This is a genomic window from Phytomonospora sp. NPDC050363 (genome assembly GCF_040655735.1).
Taxonomy (GTDB): domain Bacteria; phylum Actinomycetota; class Actinomycetes; order Mycobacteriales; family Micromonosporaceae; genus Phytomonospora.
This window is the reverse complement of the sequence record NZ_JBFAKK010000019.1, coordinates 49,736-62,638: the sequence shown is the minus strand read 5'-3', so window position 1 is coordinate 62,638 and position 12,903 is coordinate 49,736. Positions and strand designations below refer to the sequence as shown.

At 69.0% G+C, this 12,903-nt stretch carries 16 protein-coding genes and 1 tRNA gene; 10 read left to right on the top strand and 7 right to left on the bottom strand.

Annotation, left to right across the window (positions count from 1 at the left end):
• Positions 1-54: 54 nt before the first annotated feature.
• On the bottom strand, positions 55-441 hold the full coding sequence (locus tag AB0I28_RS35785) for a peptidoglycan-binding domain-containing protein (RefSeq protein WP_357500253.1): 387 nt from the start codon (positions 439-441) through the stop codon (positions 55-57).
• A 412-nt stretch (positions 442-853) separates the two neighbouring features.
• On the opposite strand from AB0I28_RS35785, the gene AB0I28_RS35780 reads away from it, so the two are divergent.
• The 6 genes from AB0I28_RS35780 (at position 854) to AB0I28_RS35755 (ending at position 4,417) form a co-directional block, all read left to right on the top strand.
• On the top strand, positions 854-1,255 hold the full coding sequence (locus tag AB0I28_RS35780; RefSeq protein ID WP_357500252.1) for a hypothetical protein: 402 nt from the start codon (positions 854-856) through the stop codon (positions 1,253-1,255).
• 185 nt (positions 1,256-1,440) lie between these two features.
• Positions 1,441-1,626 carry a hypothetical protein gene (locus AB0I28_RS35775; protein ID WP_357500251.1) on the top strand — a complete coding sequence of 62 codons (186 nt, stop codon included), beginning with the start codon at positions 1,441-1,443 and terminating at the stop codon, positions 1,624-1,626.
• A gap of 321 nt (positions 1,627-1,947) precedes the next feature.
• Positions 1,948-2,322 (top strand): hypothetical protein, encoded by a 375-nt coding sequence (locus AB0I28_RS35770; protein ID WP_357500250.1) that lies wholly within the window; start codon positions 1,948-1,950, stop codon positions 2,320-2,322.
• Positions 2,323-2,373: 51 nt separating this feature from the next.
• Positions 2,374-2,748 (top strand): hypothetical protein, encoded by a 375-nt coding sequence (locus AB0I28_RS35765; protein WP_357500249.1) that lies wholly within the window; start codon positions 2,374-2,376, stop codon positions 2,746-2,748.
• Between the two features lie 452 nt (positions 2,749-3,200).
• Entirely contained in the window at positions 3,201-3,404 is a 204-nt protein-coding gene (locus AB0I28_RS35760) for a hypothetical protein (RefSeq protein ID WP_357500248.1), read from the top strand.
• Positions 3,401-4,417 carry an NAD-dependent epimerase/dehydratase family protein gene (locus tag AB0I28_RS35755; protein ID WP_357500247.1) on the top strand — a complete coding sequence of 339 codons (1,017 nt, stop codon included), beginning with the start codon at positions 3,401-3,403 and terminating at the stop codon, positions 4,415-4,417. Before AB0I28_RS35760 ends, AB0I28_RS35755 begins: the two co-directional genes overlap by 4 nt.
• 132 nt (positions 4,418-4,549) lie before the next feature.
• Here AB0I28_RS35755 and AB0I28_RS35750 read toward each other — a convergent pair whose 3' ends face one another.
• A complete protein-coding gene (locus tag AB0I28_RS35750) occupies positions 4,550-5,107 on the bottom strand; it encodes a hypothetical protein (RefSeq protein ID WP_357500246.1) in 558 nt (185 codons plus the stop codon).
• A 614-nt stretch (positions 5,108-5,721) separates the two neighbouring features.
• Positions 5,722-5,808 (bottom strand) — tRNA-Ser (locus AB0I28_RS35745).
• Between the two features lie 80 nt (positions 5,809-5,888).
• Between AB0I28_RS35745 and AB0I28_RS35740 the strand changes: the two genes are divergently transcribed.
• Together AB0I28_RS35740 and AB0I28_RS35735 are read left to right on the top strand one after the other, a co-directional pair.
• Positions 5,889-6,854 (top strand): NAD(P)H-quinone oxidoreductase, encoded by a 966-nt coding sequence (locus AB0I28_RS35740; protein WP_357500245.1) that lies wholly within the window; start codon positions 5,889-5,891, stop codon positions 6,852-6,854.
• Positions 6,855-6,939: 85 nt separating this feature from the next.
• Complete coding sequence (locus AB0I28_RS35735; protein ID WP_357500244.1) at positions 6,940-7,671, top strand: DUF418 domain-containing protein; 732 nt, start codon at positions 6,940-6,942, stop codon at positions 7,669-7,671.
• Here the strand turns inward: AB0I28_RS35735 and AB0I28_RS35730 are convergent.
• Positions 7,668-8,561 (bottom strand): ornithine cyclodeaminase family protein, encoded by an 894-nt coding sequence (locus AB0I28_RS35730; RefSeq protein WP_357500243.1) that lies wholly within the window; start codon positions 8,559-8,561, stop codon positions 7,668-7,670. The genes AB0I28_RS35735 and AB0I28_RS35730 overlap by 4 nt on opposite strands.
• A 9-nt stretch (positions 8,562-8,570) precedes the next feature.
• Entirely contained in the window at positions 8,571-9,155 is a 585-nt protein-coding gene (locus tag AB0I28_RS35725; protein ID WP_357500241.1) for a TetR/AcrR family transcriptional regulator, read from the bottom strand.
• A gap of 60 nt (positions 9,156-9,215) precedes the next feature.
• Between AB0I28_RS35725 and AB0I28_RS35720 the strand changes: the two genes are divergently transcribed.
• Entirely contained in the window at positions 9,216-9,632 is a 417-nt protein-coding gene (locus AB0I28_RS35720) for a VOC family protein (RefSeq protein WP_357500240.1), read from the top strand.
• On the opposite strand, the gene AB0I28_RS35715 is transcribed toward AB0I28_RS35720, so the two are convergent.
• Positions 9,620-11,410: a hypothetical protein gene (locus AB0I28_RS35715; RefSeq protein WP_357500238.1), complete on the bottom strand. Its 1,791-nt coding sequence runs from the start codon at positions 11,408-11,410 to the stop codon at positions 9,620-9,622. The two genes, AB0I28_RS35720 and AB0I28_RS35715, sit on opposite strands and share 13 nt — an antisense overlap.
• Positions 11,411-11,539: 129 nt before the next feature.
• A complete protein-coding gene (locus AB0I28_RS35710; RefSeq protein ID WP_357500236.1) occupies positions 11,540-11,947 on the bottom strand; it encodes a hypothetical protein in 408 nt (135 codons plus the stop codon).
• A gap of 65 nt (positions 11,948-12,012) precedes the next feature.
• Between AB0I28_RS35710 and AB0I28_RS35705 the strand changes: the two genes are divergently transcribed.
• Complete coding sequence (locus AB0I28_RS35705; protein ID WP_357500235.1) at positions 12,013-12,786, top strand: CPBP family intramembrane glutamic endopeptidase; 774 nt, start codon at positions 12,013-12,015, stop codon at positions 12,784-12,786.
• Positions 12,787-12,903: the final 117 nt, after the last annotated feature.

Here is a 12,903-nt window from a genome sequence, read left to right as displayed (position 1 = left end):
GGGCGGCGTTGACCACCGATCGAAGCCCGTCGCGTCCAGGCTGACCGAAGCCGGTCAGACGAGGGTGTAGGTCCGCTTGAAGAAGTTGACCCGGTTGTTGGCGTCACTGCTGGAGTAGTTGAAGGTCACGCAGCTCTGCGAGGCCCTGTCGATGGTGCAGGCGCCACCGTCCGGGGTGCCCCAGATCGACGAGCCGCGACACATCGCGACGTACCCGGTACCCGCCTTGGCGTCGTACACCGCGTAGCCGCCGCCGCTCTGTCCCCACCGCAGGCGTCCGTCGGCCGCGCTCCACGTCCCGTCGCCGACCCAACCGTCGACGGTAAGGCCGAACGCCCTCTGCCACTTCTCGGTCGCGTCATCGGTCTTGGCGCCGAAGCGGCCGTCGATGTCGCCCTTCTCCAGATATCCCTCGGCGAACAGGATCGACTGCCACAGCACGACGAGCGCGCGCGAGGCGGCGAGCTCACGCGGCCGGGCGCACCCGCGCCGCTGGATGAGTCAGAGCACAGACACCCCCAGACGCCCACCTCGATCATCGACATCCCTTGATCGGCTCAGGGGTGCCGGTGTCGACGGAGCCGATGGGGCGGTCGAAGTCGCGTCAAGTCTTGCGTGTTGCAGAAGGTTCCCCGATCGCCGGCACGCCCGCCGGGGCACTGGTCTCCACCTCACCCTCGCCAGGGCTTTCCGGCGGCGGGGTGAGTGCATCGGCCAGGCACGTGTCGCGATACGCCGCCCCTGGTGGCGGAGGCCGTGCCGGGTGCATGCTCTGTCGTCACCTGGACGGGATGGCGCATGATGTCCATATCGGACGTGAGGCGGGCACATGTTCGCCGGGTGAGGGGGGTTGATGTCACCGGACGATCAGTGGGTGAAGTGGTTGGTGGTCGCGGGGGGCCTGCTGCAAGCCGTGGTGGTGATCATCCAGGTGGTCCAGAGCCGTCGGGGGAGCGGCAGCGGCGACTTCTCCATCGATCGGGCGACGCGGATATGGGTAATCGCGATGATCGTCAGTTGTGTGGCGGTGCCCGTCACCGACAACGTCGAGCAATCCCGTCCGGACAGCAGGGCTGTGGCGATTGTCAGCCTCGCGGTCTGGCTGACCGCCGGGGGCCTGATGTTCTGGGCGATCATGGTCGCCGCTGTCAGCGTCATCAAGTACGACCAGACCGTGGGCCGCATCTTCGTTCACGCCCTGACGATCGTGTCGTCCATCCTGGTGCTGTTCCTGGTCTACCTGTACAGGTACTGACCGGGTCCCGGCCGGCCGCAGTGTCGTTTTCCTGCTTGAACGGCACGGGCCTGTTCGGCACGTTCGGGTTCCCAGGCCTTTCCCGGCGGCGAAGGGACCACAGTCCGATGCCTACATGTGCGCGCTGCGGCACCACGATTCCACTCGGCTCGGAGGGGGTCTGCGGGCCCTGTCATGAGCCGTACATGCGCGGGATCGCCAAGAAGGTCGAAGACCAGCACGTCAACAGGCTGCCCCGTTCCATGCGGAGGTCGGCCCGACGCAACTACCGGCGACTGCACAACACCGGCGGGGACGGATGCGCGGTCGTGATACTGGCCGCCGCCGCGCTGCCGGGGTTCCTGGCCGCAGCGTGGTTCCTGTTCAGTTGACCATGCTCACGGCGATTCCGCCCGCTTGGCGGCCCACAGGTGCTCCGTGTGGGCGTATTGATCCGCGGGAGCGAGCGCCTATGTGCCACAGGTGGTTGGCGTGGGCATTGCGGTCGACTGAGTAGCACCCGGCGTGCAACCGTCGGCTCACACCGAGCGAAGTTCGGCCGGTTCGTCCTTCGGGACTTGCCCTGCGGGAGATGAGGCCGCCATATGGGCGGCCCGCCGGTAAGGGGGAGCAACGGGCTGGGGGCATTACTGTTGGGCGCGCGGTCATGTTGCCCTGCCCGATCGCCCGCCTGTGCCTGCCCGGAGAACCTCATGCCGTCACGTCGCCGCCCGCTGCCCCTCGACATCGCCGTCGATGTCCTTCAGAAGAACCGTGGCTACTCGGCCATGGTCTGGACCTGCCGGACGGTCGTGGTCCTCGGGCTGTTCCTCGGGTTCTGGGCGGTGAAGTACTACTTCGGCTCCAACGCCTGGGCATGGAGTGCGTTCGCCGCAGCGGCGGCGCTCTACTTCGTGCTGATGTGCGCGCTCTGCACTGCGCCGGCGCGACTGCTCACCGACGGCCGCAACCTGGCCGACGCCTACCTCCGCGATACCCCCGACACCCGCGTCATCGTGCGGTTCACGCGCCAGGTCGTCGACGACTTCGCCAACCCCCTCTTCGATCGCCTGCCTCCGCTGTACTGAACAACGCCAGCATCCGCCCCGACTGCCGCCCGTGCCCGCCCGGAGAACCTCATGCCCTCACCTCGCAGCCCGCTGCCCGTCGATGTCGCCGTCATTGGCCTTCAAATGAGCCTGGGCTACTCGGCGATGATGTGGACCTGCCGGATGCTCGCGTTCGCCGGAATGGTCCTCTGGTACCTCGCGGTGGAGCCCTACTTCCATTCCACCGTCTGGGCGGTGGGCGCCTACTTCGCAGTGTGGGCGCTCTACTTCACGCTGTTGTGTGCCGCTTGCGGAGCATCGGCGCGGCTGCTCACCGACGGCCGCAACCTCGTCGATGCCTACCGCCACCAAGCCCCTGACAAGAGCGTCACGGTGCGGCTCACGGGCCAAGTCTTCGGAGACTTCTTCAACCCCGCCTTCAACCAGCTGCCTCCGACGCACTGAACAGCGCGGGCGCCCGCCTTGACCGCGACTGAGCGCGGAATCGGTGTCCCCACTACGGGGTGCGCTACGCCTTGAGTCACACCTTTGTTGCGGTGGGTGTGCACAGTGGATCTCATGTCCGAGCGAGCCCATGCTCCCCGTCTTCGACGATCCGCCGAGCACGCCGCACGCTCATGTCCATCGAGGTCGGCCAGGAACCCTGAGGAGCGCTGACGCCCGACGGGCGATTGTCACCGTGTCACCGCTGTCGCGGGCGTTCTCGCTGGAGTTGCAACGCGGAGCAGGATGCGGAAGGACGTCTGCTCCGCGTGGCAACATGTGGAGTCTCACGCGAGGGACTGCGGTCTCGAACGTGAGACCAGTGCCCACAGCGACATGGAGGAGGTCCGGGTGACCAAGACGCCGCGGTCGAGGCACCGGATCCGGAAGCGCAGTGGTGGACCACGACCGACGTGGCCGCCTACCTGCACGTGAGCGTGTCGACCGTCAGCAACTACCGCCGCCGCGAGCAGATGCCGCAGCCCGACGAGACATTCGGCCGGACGCACCTCTGGAGCCCTCGCCGCATCGTCGAGTGGCACGAGAAGCGTCCCCGTCCGGGCGTCGGCGGCCGACCGGCTCACACCGAGGCGACCAAGGAAGGTGGCACCGAATGAAGCTCCTAGTCCTCGGCGGCACGGCCTTCGTCGGCCGCGCCATCGTCGAGCATGCCCTTGCCGCCGGCCATGAGGTGACGACGTTCAACCGTGGCGCTTCCGACTCCGACGTTGATGGCGTGCGCGCCCTCCGAGGCGACCGGAACGTCCCGGCTGACGTGCGCCGCCTGCGCGAGTCCGGCGAGTGGGAAGCGGTCATCGACACCTCCGGCTATGTCCCGCGCAACACGCTCGCGGTCGCCCAGGAGTTGCGCGAGGTCGCCGACTCATACGTCTTCATGTCGACTGTCAGCGTCTACGCCGACTGGCCGGTCAAGCCGCTCACCGAACAGTCGCCGGTACTGGAGTGCCAGCCGGACGCCGGTCCCGACTTCGGCGAGGACACCGAGGACGGCCCGACTCAGTACGGCTACCAGAAGTCCGGGTGCGAGGCCGCCGCCCGCCTCGCCTTCGAGGATGAGTACACCGCCGTCATCCGTCCCGGTGTCGTGCTCGGTCCGCGTGAGTACGTCGGTCGCCTCCCTTGGTGGTTGCGACGGGTCGCCGCCGGCGGGCGTGTCGTCGCACCTGCACCCGCGATGCGGCCGATCCAGCCGATCGACGTTCGCGACCTTGCTGCTTTCGCCGTCCGATGCGCCACCGAGAGGCTGTCGGGAGCCTTCAACGCCGCTGCGCCGATCGGACCGACAACCTTCGGTGACATGCTCTCGGCCTGCGTCGACGTTACCGGCTCGGATGCTGAACTTGCTTGGGTGCCCGACGAAGTCCTCCTGGCCCACGGCGTCCGGCAGTGGTCGGAACTTCCGCTGTGGCGCACGTTCGAAGGAGTATGGGGCGTCGACGCGACTCGCGCTGCTGACGCTGGTTTGACCTGTCGACCCATCGCCGACACTGTCCGCGACACCTGGGCTTGGATGCACGCGCAGCCCGAGTTCGGCGAGCAGCACGAACGTGCGGCCGAGATCGGGCTTGGCGTCGAGCGCGAAGCGGCGATCCTCGCCGACCTCACGTAGCTACGGCAGCTTGATGGCCCGTCGCTCTTTAGGACCTCTTCACGAGCTCGGCTCACCAGGGCAACCGTCCAGCTGTGGAGTCAAGCGCCGGAGAAGGCCCGGCTCAGGGCGAGCAGGTTCTCTTGGGGGCTGCTAGGTTTCCGAACGCTGTGAGCACCATGGCAGACGCGAATCTCGTACCGCCGTGATGGCTGCGGCCACCAACGGCACGGCCTCGGGTGGTGTGTCGGCGTCGCCTGTGGCGGGCAGGAGTAGCAGCAGGCGCTCGGCGGGGCCGAGCTTTTCGGTGTGCCGCTGTGCGGTTCCGACAAGTTCGGTCCAGGAGAGGGCAGGGCCGATGAAGTTGCCGTCGAGACAGACGGCCGTGATCGGCTCGGCGATCTCAGGTCCGGTCACCACGTAGTCCGATCCCGCGTCGTCGAGACAGTTTCGAAAGACGATGTGAGCGGTGCTACCAGCACTGAGGTCGATGGAAATGACCGGCCAGGATTCGGGCTGTGAGAGCTTGCCGAGGAGCTCTTCGACGTCGGCGCGATCGACGTCGAAGGCATCGACGGCCGCGGGTGAGCCGCCGAGGCTGTAAAGGAAGGCCGACCAGAAACGGGGATCGTCGACCAGACCGCTCGCATCGGACAAGATCGAGGGATCAAGTGGGGGCACGAAGTCGTTGAGGTAGCTGGTCAGGGGCACGACGTCATCCTGACAGATCTGCTCACCAGCCCGCGATCCTCACGTAGTCGCGGCTGCTTGCCACTCCTGGAGCTCGGCTTGGAGGCGAACAGCCTCCGGGTCCGACTCCAACGCTTTTCGGTGAGCTGGTCGCGGACCCGGTTCATCCGGCCGACCAGGGCGACCGTGCGGCGGGTCGTCGGACTCGCCGAAGGATGCGAGGGTCGCCACGCACGGCGTGGGCGCGAGAGGCGATGTAGAGGAGTCGAACGCGGGAGGTTCCGGCGGGGGCGATTGCCAGGCCGCGCTCGCCGCCAAGGCGCGCGCCGGTTCGTCGTCTCAGAAGTCCAATGCGGCGGTCCTGACGACCCTCGCCGACCTCGGATGGATCCGGCCTGTCGGTCCCAGCGGGAAGGCCTTCAGGTCTTCGATGGCGAGAGCACCGCGGCCAAGGCGCTGCTGAAGACGCCGGCGCCTGCGCCGCAGGCCGAGCCGACACGACTTCTGACCGTATTCTGACCAGCGAGCCGGATCCGCCCGTTCAGGACCGGAGCCAGCCGGACACGTAGCGCGGGCAGAAAAACGCCCCCTCGACCTGTTCTCGCAGGTCAGGGGGCGTTCCTCGTGCTCTTCGGCGGAAGCTGTGGGATTCGAACCCACGGAGGCTTTCACACCTCAGCAGTTTTCAAGACTGCCGCCCTCGGCCACTAGGCGAAGCTTCCCTTGCCGGCGGACCGGGCCGCCGTCGTCGGTTCCGTGCCGTTGGAACCGTCGTCCCAGTTTGCCAGATAGCATCCGGATCATGCGAGCGGTGGTGGCGAGTGAACCGGGTGGCCCCGAAGTCCTGAACTGGGCGGAGGTGCCCGATCCGGTCGTGGGCCCTTCCGACGTCCTCCTGCGGGTGGCGGCGGCCGGTGTCAACCGGGCCGACCTCCTCCAGCGGCAGGGGCACTATCCGCCGCCGGCGGGGGCGTCTTCGGTCCTGGGGCTGGAGTGTTCGGGGACGGTGGTGGCGGTCGGCGAGAAGGTGACGCGCTGGGCCGTTGGCGACGAGGTGTGCGCCCTGCTGTCCGGCGGCGGTTACGCCGAACTGGTGGCGGTCGACGAGGGTCTCGTCCTGTCCGTCCCGAGTGGAGTGTCGCTTGTGGACTCCGGTGGGTTGCCGGAGGTGGCGGCGACGGTGTGGTCGAACGTGTTCGGTGCCGCCCGGCTGACGGCGGGGGAGACCTTCCTGGTCCATGGTGGGGGTGGCGGGATCGGGACTTTCGCGATTCAGCTCGCGGTGGCGCGCACGGCTCGGGTCTTCACGACGGCCCGCGGTGAGAGCCACGCCCGGCTGCGTGAGTTGGGGGCGGAGGTGACCATCGACTACCGGGAGGGCGACTTCGCCTCGGTCGTCAGGGAACTCGGTGGCGCCGACGTCATCCTCGACAACATGGGCGCGTCCTACCTCGCGCCGAACCTCGACGCGCTGGCCGCCGACGGACGCATCGTGGTCATCGGCCTGCAGGGCGGGCGCAAGGGTGAACTGGACCTGGGCAAGCTGATGGCGAAGCGGGGGACGATCCACGGCGCGGGGTTGCGGGCACGTCCGCTGCGGCAGCGCGTGTCCATTGTGGGCGAAGTGGAGTCGCAGGTCTGGCCGCACATCGCCGACGGGACCGTCGCTCCGGTGGTGGAGGCCTACATCCCGATGAGCGAGGCTGCCGAGGCGCACGCGCGGGTGGAGAAGGGCGGACACGTCGGCAAGGTCCTGCTGACGCTCTGACCATGGGCCGAAGGCCTGACGGGGGCCGGTGGCGACCGAACCTCCGGTCGATGCCGGGCCCCGCGCGCGTTCCTGCGGTGAGCGCATGCCACCGACTGCATCGCCTGCCCGGCAACGGATCCAGGCTCTCGACGTGCTGCGCGGCCTCGCGCTCTGCGGCATCCTCGTCGCCAACGTCCGGCCGATCGCCAACGCCGGCGGCCCACCGGTCGCGGCCACGGCGGGCGGTTCGCCCTGGCCGGGACTGCTGGTCGACCAGCGCTTCTTCCCGGTCTTCTCCCTGCTCTTCGGCGTCGGCTTCATCCTGCTCCTGGAGGCCGCGCGGCGCCGGACCGAGCGGCCGCGGCTGATCCTCCTGCGGCGCCTGCTGATCCTGGCCGCCATCGGCCTCGCCCACCACTTCCTGCTCTGGGACGGCGACATCCTCACCGTCTACGCCGTCGTCGGCCTCCTCGTCCTGCTGCCGTCGACGTGGCTGCCGCGCTGGGTCACCGCCGGACTCTTCACCGCCGGCGCCTACGTCTGCGCCGTGCTGCTCCTCCTGCGCACGCCGCTGCGCCGAGCCCTGACGGTGGTGTTCGCCCCGCTGGGCCGGACCGCGCTGAGCAACTACATCACCGCGTCGGCCGTCGTCCTTCTGCTCTCACAGTTCATCGACGGTAGGCCCGAGACGTGGCCTGCCGCGACGGTTCTGTCCATCGCCGCCGCGGTGCTCGCAGCACAGTGGACCTTCGCGACGCTCTGGTTGCGCCGCTTCGCCAACGGGCCGCTCGAAGGCCTGTGGCGGCGCGCCACCTGGGGCAGAGCGGCGCCCTAGCCGAGTCCGACGAGCCTCGCCAGCAGGTACGCCTCCGTGCCGGCCAGGCCCACCGAGCAGAACAGCGCTCCGGGCGTGGTCGGCGCCTCGCCGTCCAGCACCGCTCCCAGCGATACGATGCGCCCCTCGTGCGGCGTCCCGGCCAGCACGAACGGCGGGTCGTAGGCGTGCAGCTGTGCGACGGAGTCGGTGGTGACCAGCCGCGCCCGCTCGGCCAGGGACACGTCGAACTCGGCGCGGCCGTACTGCTTGGGCCCCAGCGTCGTCACGAAGGCCTCGGAGTCGATGGCCGCGGTGTGGAGCACCGGCTCGGCCGAACTCGTGGCCAGCACGACGATCTCGGCGCCCTCGACGGCCGCCTCGGGCGTGTTCACCGCCTGGACGTCGATGCCGTAGCGCTCGGCTGCGTTCGCGGCGAAGGCGTGGCGGCGCTCGGAGTTGCGGCTGTAGACCCGCACCCTCGACAGTGGACGGACCGCGCCAATCGCCCACAACTGCATCCACGCCTGCGGGCCGGTGCCGATGATGCCCATGGTGGAGGCCGACGGCGCGGCCAGCGCGTCGGCCGCCACACCCCCGATCGCGCCGGTGCGCATGCGCCCGAGGTCCCGGCCGATCGCGATGCCGGCCACCGACCCGTCGGAGGCGTCGTGGACCACCACGAGCTGCTCGCCGCCGGCGATCGTGTCGTAGGAGCGGTAGCCGTACCAGCGGTCGCCGAGACGGCCGGCGGTGTAGATGAGGTCGCCGTCGCCGAGCTCGGCGTGCACGCGCGGCGGAGCGGCGAGCTCCCCGCGGTGCGCCGCCAGGATCGCGTCTCGGCACACGGCGACGGTGCCCGCCGCGTCGATGAGCTCGGGAAGGTCCGCGTCGGTCAGTACGGTCGCCATCACCCGAGCCTAGGGGATCCGCAGGCCTCTCAGAAGCCCTTCGAGCGCCGCGACGGTCTCGTCGAGCCCGTACTCGGCGGGTTCTCGCGCCAGTCCGACGGCGGCCTCGTTCATCGCTCCCGACAGCAGGCGTGTCAGGGGCGTGAGCGGGCGCGAGGCGATGACGCCGTCGGTCATCAGCCCGCACAGCGCCTCGCCGAGGTGGCGGGCGGAGGAGGAGTCGTCGATCTCGCGCCACTCGTTCCAGCCGAGCACGACGGGCGCGTCGACCAGCACGATCCGCCGGATCCCGGGGTCGGCGCCGGCCGTCAGGAAGGCCCGGCAGCCCGCCAGGAAGGACTCCCACGGGTCGGCGACGGCGTCGGCGGCCGCCGCGACCCGCTCACCGAGGTCCTCCTGCGCCTGGCGCACCACGGCGGTGAACAGCCCGAGCTTGCTGCCGAAGTGGTGGTAGGCGGCGCCCTTGGTCACCCCGACGGCCTTGGCGACGTCGTCGAACACGACCGCGCCGTACCCGTCTGCGGCGAAGCGCCGGCGTCCCTCGGTCAGCAGCGCCCGCCGGGTCTGCTCTCGCTGTTCGGCCCTCGTTGACATACCCAGAGTATGCCAGTTAGGGTTTCGCATACCCAAGGTATGCGAACTTCAGGAGACGACATGGCCCTTCAAGGCTTCTACCCCGTCCTGTGCAGCGCCGACGTCGCCGCCGCCCGCGACTTCTACGTGACCCACTTCGGCTTCGAGCCCACCTTCGAGGCCGACTGGTACGTCAGCCTGCGACGCCCCGACGCGCCCCATTTCGAGCTGGCGCTGCTCGACCCGGCCCACCCCACGGTGCCGGCGGCGTACCGCAGGCCCCTCCAGGGCGGCCTGCTGCTCAACTTCGAGGTCGATGACGTCGACGCCGAGCACCGGCGGCTCGTCGTCGAGGCGGGCCTCACCGAGGAGCTGTCACTGCGCAGCGAGGAGTTCGGTCAGCGCCACTTCATCGTCGCCGGGCCCGACGGCGTCCTCATCGACGTCATCACCACCATCCCGCCGGGCGAGGCCTACGCCGCCGCCTACGACGTCTGAGTGATCTCCCGAACGTCCCACACCCACACGCCGTCGACCCGCTCCCCGGCGCCGAGCAGGTCGGTGAGCGTGCTCAGCAGGGCCGCCTGCGAGGGCGTGTCGGCGAGCACGACCGCGTCGGCCTTCCAGTCGGTCAGGTCGATGCGCGCCTGGATGATGTGCGCGGGCGTGATCTCGGGGACCTGACCGGAGCGGTCGACCCAGAACAGCAGGTTCGCCGTCGGGTTGCGCGGCCCGCTCCACATTCCGTCGCCGGTCTCGGGATGCGGGCCGATGAAGGCGCCGAGCGGGACCGCGAAGCCGAGGTCGGCGGCGACCTGCCAGCGCATCCCCGTCCAGTTCACCTCACCCGGCAGCGGGACGGGGATGAGCGTGCGGCCCTCGTCGACGTAGTCGTCCCAGGTGCCGGCGGTGAAGAACGCCGGGATGCCCGAGCGCTCCGAGGTCACCACCGGCAGCGGCAGCAGCGGGATCAGCGCGACCGCGACCGCCGCGAACCAGCCGACCCGCAGGTTGCGGTACAGCGACTCGTCCGACCGTCGCGGCTTGAGCAGTCCGGTGCCCAGCCCGCGCACCTTGTCGATGCCGTAGGCGACCAGCAGCGCGATGATCGGCAGCAGCGGCAGGCTGAGCCTGGTCGGCAGGGTCGAGTCGATCAGCGGCACGTGCTCCACGAGCGCGTAGGGGCCGGGGATCCCGGTCCACCATCCGTTGATCTTCACCTCGGGCCCGAAGGAGAAGAGCATGAACACCAGGCAGGTCAGCACCGCCGCGCGCAGCGCCTTGTGCCGGTTCCACAGCCACACCGTGAACACCACGAGGAGCAGCACCAGGCCCCAGCCGTAGAAGGTGTTCTCCTCGGTCGGGTTGTGCCGCAGCGAGAACCCCGGCGGCTGAAGGGTTCCGGCGATCGAGCCGGTCGGCAGCGCGACGTAGGAGGCCAAGTCGGCCTCGAAGGAGCGCGCCGCCCACGGAATGCCCACATAGGACGCAGGGCCGAAGAACTGGTACCACAGCGGGTATCCCAGCAGCACGATCCCGAGGCCGGCGGCGACGCTCAGACCCTTGAGATAGCGCGGGATCCACTCGCGGACCTGGTCCCAGCGCATGAAGGCGTAGAAGATCGTGAAGACCATCATGAACAGCGCGATGAGGAAGACGATCTCCTCGCCGATGAACATCTGCACCACGATGAGCAGCCCGAGCGAGATCCCGCCCCGCCAGGTGCGGCCGGGCTCCCGCAGGCGCAGGATCTGCAGGATGATGAACGGCACCAGCACCATCGCGGTGAAGTTCAGGTGCGCGTTGGCGTGCGACATCGTCGCCGGGCCGAAGGCGCACAGCGCCGCGCCGACGAAGGCCGCCACGCGCGACAGTCGCAGCTGCTTGACCATCACGTAGTACCAGGCCGCCGCCGTGCCGAACAGGCCGAGCGTCATGGCGAGGGTGTACGTGAAAGGCGCGCCGAAGGCGAGCGTGAACGGGGTCATGACCGCGCCGATCGCGATCACCGAGGTGTTCGCCATCAGGTTCACGCCGAGGGGGGCGTTGAGCAGCTTCGTCCCGAGCGGGTTCTCCCAGTGCGTGATCGAGTAGGCCGCGTGCTCCAGCATCCACTCGAAGAGCTCCTGGTCCCCGCCGGGGTTGTTGCTCATGATCCGGCCGTTGGGGTTGAGCCACAGGTTCGAGATCACCCACACCGACGCCAGGAAGTAGACGGTCAGCGCCAAGCGGTGCGGACGCAGCCGGGCTCCGAGGGCACGCCAGCGACTGCGCACAGGTAGACCTCCATCTATCGCTTCACCACCGCGGCCGGCGGCGTGGCCGCAGTGAGTATACGAAGTAGGGCGTAAGGGCCTGCCCGAGTGCTTGCCGTGCCGCTTCGCGGCGGGCGCGGCAGGCGGGAGTTACGCGTCCGCCGACCTGGTGAGCACCAGCGACGGCGGCCCGTCGGGGTCGGGACGGAACTCCACCGACTCCTCGCCGTCGGTGTACAGCTGGACGCCGCCGATCATGCCGAGGCCGTCGTCCTCGATCGACAGGTACACGAAGTCACTGGAGAAGTCGCTGACGACGAACTCCCAGTCTCCGTGGAAGTCGATGAGCTCCGCGCCGCCGCCACCCGTGGAGTCGTCCGCCGAGATGCCGGTGGCGGTGAAGCTCCCGTCGGCCCCCAGCGAGATCTCGCCGCCGGTCTCGTCGTCGCGGTACACACCGGGGAGCCTGTCGGGGTCGACCTCGGCCGCGCAGCCCGCCGTGAGCGTCGCGGAAACGGCCAGGACGCCCAGGAACCACGATCCCAACTTGATCATCACGGGCCCAGCGTAATGCGGCCCGCGCCCGGAAGACGGCGACGGCGAACCCCCGTACCCTCCCCTGCATGACGAGTGGCACCCACGATCCGCTGCGGCGGCAGCGCGGCACCGAGGTCCTGCTGGTCCTCGCCCTGTCCCTGGGCCAGTCGGCCGTGTACTCACTGGTCAGCATCGTGGCCAAGCTCACCGCGCCCGGCGGCCTGAGCCAGGCGACCTCCACCCTGAACGGCTCGGTCGCCCCCGACCGGCCCTGGCTGGACCTGACCTACCAACTCCTCAACATCGTGTTCGCGCTCGTGCCGGCCGCGCTGGCCATGCACCTGCTCGCCCGTGACGGCGCCAGCCCGTGGCGCACCGTCGGGCTCGACCTGCGGCGGCCCGCCTTCGACCTCGGCAGCGGCGCCGGCCTCGCGGCGCTCATCGGCATCCCCGGCCTCGCGCTCTACTTCGCCGCGCGCGAACTCGGCATGAACACCACCGTCGTCGCCGAGGCCCTGCCCGGCGTGTGGTGGGCGGTGCCGGTGCTGGTGCTGGCGGCGGTGCAGAACTCGCTGCTGGAGGAGATCGTGGTCGTCGGGTATCTGATGACCCGGCTCCAGCAGTTGCGCTTCGGAACGACGGCCGTGATCGTGTGCAGCGCGCTGCTGCGCGGCTCCTACCACCTTTACCAAGGGTTCGGGGGATTCGTCGGCAACTTCGTCATGGGACTGGTCTTCGGATACTGGTTCAAGAGGACCGGCCGGATCGGCGGACTGGTCGTCGCACACGCCCTGCTCGACATTGTGGCCTTCGTCGGTTTCGCCCTTTTCAAAGAACAACTGGCCTGGCTCACGGGCTGAATACTCCATTTACAGATCTCGATTTGATAACGCCCAGGCAACTAATCGTGATCAAGTGTTTGTGAGATATTTCCCAAGCACTTCGTTTTCCCTAGGCTCCGCCTAGCGCGGTCGTGT